Here is a 3,186-nt window from a genome sequence, read left to right as displayed (position 1 = left end):
TGGCATCAATATAATTCTCATTGATCAATTCTGCCTGGGAAAGAATGGTAAATTTAGGGGAAAAGCCTATTTTTGCTGCTGTTTTCATATTAATGGTCAGGTTTTTCTCAAACTCGGTAAATACTTTAAGATCAGCAGGGTCCTGACCCCTCAGTATGGCCTCTATGTTAAGGCTTATTCGCCGGATAATTTTTGTGATAATATCATCCGGTGCCATTGCTGCCAGCATTCCTGACCGGGTGTCGGCTATACTTGAACCAAAAGAAGGCACTTTTTTATTGTTTAACTCATCTATCAGATATTGTTTGTCTTTTCCATCGAATTTTCCCAGGTAACTGATATACACGGCATCTACTTTATCAAGATATTCAAATACATCTCCAACACCTTTTTTAACCGGAATTCTTATAAAGTTTGATCTTTTTTGGGTCATAAGATGATCAATTTTCTGTCTGCCTTCTTTTGTCATGGTTTTGCTTAACTCATCATAATAAACAAATCCGATTGTTTTATAGGGGTACACGTTATGGAAGATTTCAAGATCTTTGATAATGGATCTATTCCCCATTATATAGGTCAGGTTGTGAATTCCGGATTTGTTATTGACAACCGGTGAGAGCCCCTGAACAATTGAATCAACTATGCCAATGGCAATGACAGGTTTTCCATACTTCTTTTTTTTGGAAATAACTGAACTTGTGATGGCCCCGGCACCAATTATAATGTGAATATCCGGATCAGAAACGAGTTGATCATAGTTGTCTTCAATGGTTTCAAAAACCCATTGACCATCCAGAATATGATCTTTTTTTATGTTGATGTCATAACTTGAACCGAGAAGCGCGTTTAATTCAGATTTCAACAAAGAGATAAAAGAAATATTTTTTTTGTCTTCACCATCAAGAAGGAGACCCACGTTAATTGTCCCCTTTTTCCCCGGGGACTGGGTAAAGCCGGGAGATGATAATGACAATAAAAAGAATAAAGTCATGATTAAAACCGTCATGATTTTATATTTATCCATAAAAAAATAATGTTTTTTCGTCATTCTTAAATTCCACTTAATAATAATGGGTTATAAGGACATCTTGCCAGCCAAAAATCAATTTTTAGTATCATGGAACAATAAGTAATGTCAATTCTTAAAAAAAGGAATGGAATGCGTGATCCTAAACCGGTTTTGATAAATCCACGGGCAATGAAAAAGGCCAGCACAATCAGCCAGATGGTTGTATTGGCAAACCCACTCAGGGAATAAGCAATGGCGTTGCCAGAATTTTCAGGATCAAGAACCCCTGTCAGGGCAGTCACCGCAATTCCAATAATGCCAACAGCACCCATGGGTAAGATTTTCAGAATAATGCCTGTTATGGTAGCAATAAAAATGGCAAGAAGATACTAGGCTTCAATTTTTACACCATGGGGAACAGGTAAAAACCAGATTATAAGACCCACCAGAAGTGTGAAGGAAAAGGAGAGTGTTTTAAATCCCTCTTTTTGTTCTTTTTTCATACATTATCATCTATAGGATTATCGCCGCTTCGGAAATGGTTTGGGTCGACTGCCTCCCGGTGGATTTATCCCCGGAGGTCTTGTCGGACGTTCCGGCTTGTCAGGCAGATCAATAATGATTGTCGTATCATCACCGTGCCCCCAATGTGGGTATGGATCGTAGTAGCTTTCGTAATAGATTGTAGAATGGGTCGACCCCGAACCTGCACAACCTGTCAGCATTAGAATGGCGCCGGCCACGATGATGAATTTTAAATGCTTGTGAATTCTCATTATTTCTTATCCCCCTTTAAAGCATCGATTCCTGACCACTCTTGAATCATAAAAAGGGCACCGGAGGGGTCAGCCAGCAAAGCGACCTGATCAGTGTAATCTGGGTTTTCAGGTTCGATTAAAACCTTGCCACCCATCTGTTTTGCCAAGACCGATATCGCTCTGACATCATTCACTTTGATTACCGGAACCCATCTTTGCTCTAGAGCCTGGGTAAAAAGATTACGGATTCCAGCCCGCCATTTGTCTTCAGCTGTTAGAATCAAATAAGAGTCCAGCTCTTCAACCGTTGAATATCCAGCAAGTTCCTGGTAAAAAACAACAGAATCATTGGGGCTGTTGGTCCACAGTTCATGCCAAAGCCAGGAACCGTCCACGATCGGTCCATCGCTTGGATCACCCTTTTTTGTATGAATTAAAGATAATTGCGCACCTTGTGGATCACTGACCAAGGCAACTCGTCCACGATCCCCTATATTTTCTGGCCCCTTATGAACTTTGCCGCCATTTGCTAAAACGACACTTGTGGCTTGATCGACATCGGGAACAGACAGGGATGAAATCCAGCGTGCAGCATGGCGTTCTGGGGTCTTTGGCTGAATATCAAGAATTCCACCAATCCGCTTATCATTGAGACTAACGATTGTATATCGGCCACGTTGTTCAAAAGTCCAATTGAATAGCTGGCCATAAAAAGATTTAGTTGTAGCGACATCGCTTGTCACCAGATCATGCCAGACAAATTTACCGGGATGATAAGTGAGGGTTTTATCTTCTAAGATAGAATCAGGGGGCTGGATGAGGGAACAACCCGCTTGAAACATGATTAGGAAGCCACAGAGTCCTGAAAAAATGATAAGTCGTAAAAGGGACATATTCTTGTTATTATTTTTTAACATATATTTATCTCACTTAATAAAATTAACAGATGTCTACTTAATAGTGCCTATATCAACTGCGTTGTAAATATTTTTTTTCCTTGAGTCCCTTTTCAGCGCCTTTTGGGTCTTCTTGTCGGGGAGGGTCTGCCAATTTGTTGTTTTGTTTTTCTGCTACTTGATTTTACACTCTTCCCTGATTTCCTATATGCCGGTTTTGAGTTTGTCTTTCCAGACGGAACAAAACCCTTACCATCCTTAGCTTTGTTTGCTGCCCCGGCTTTTTCTGAGGCGGGTTTCCAGTCTTTCTGAACCTGCCTTCCGGTTGTTTTTTTACTTTCATTGGCAGTTGGTTTTTTTACATTATTAGCTTTTGGCTTATTGTTCTTGGGTACCTCTCTTTTTTGGCTTAACTCTTGTTTGTTTTTTACCCCTTCATTCCTCTTGGCAAATGATTGATCTGGATTTTTGGCTCCGAAATCATTACGCCTCGATTTTTTCTGCAATTCGATAGAGGTTTTAC

The 3,186-nt window shown here is 40.2% G+C and carries 4 protein-coding genes; all 4 read right to left on the bottom strand.

The features are described 5' to 3' along the window. The coding region (locus K8S13_RS21185; protein ID WP_291465714.1) for an ABC transporter substrate binding protein at positions 1 to 1,048 on the bottom strand (1,048 nt) is incomplete at its 3' end. Between the two features lie 2 nt (positions 1,049 to 1,050). Then, positions 1,051 to 1,386 carry an anion permease gene (locus tag K8S13_RS21180; protein WP_291465715.1) on the bottom strand — a complete coding sequence of 112 codons (336 nt, stop codon included), beginning with the start codon at positions 1,384 to 1,386 and terminating at the stop codon, positions 1,051 to 1,053. 398 nt (positions 1,387 to 1,784) lie between these two features. Continuing rightward, positions 1,785 to 2,684 (bottom strand): VOC family protein, encoded by a 900-nt coding sequence (locus tag K8S13_RS21175; protein ID WP_291465713.1) that lies wholly within the window; start codon positions 2,682 to 2,684, stop codon positions 1,785 to 1,787. Positions 2,685 to 2,776: 92 nt separating this feature from the next. Continuing rightward, a partial coding sequence (locus K8S13_RS21170; protein ID WP_291465712.1) for a hypothetical protein occupies positions 2,777 to 3,186 on the bottom strand: 410 nt, incomplete at its 5' end.

The organism is Desulfobacula sp. (genome assembly GCF_021107415.1).
This window is presented reverse-complemented; position numbering and strand designations above follow the sequence as displayed.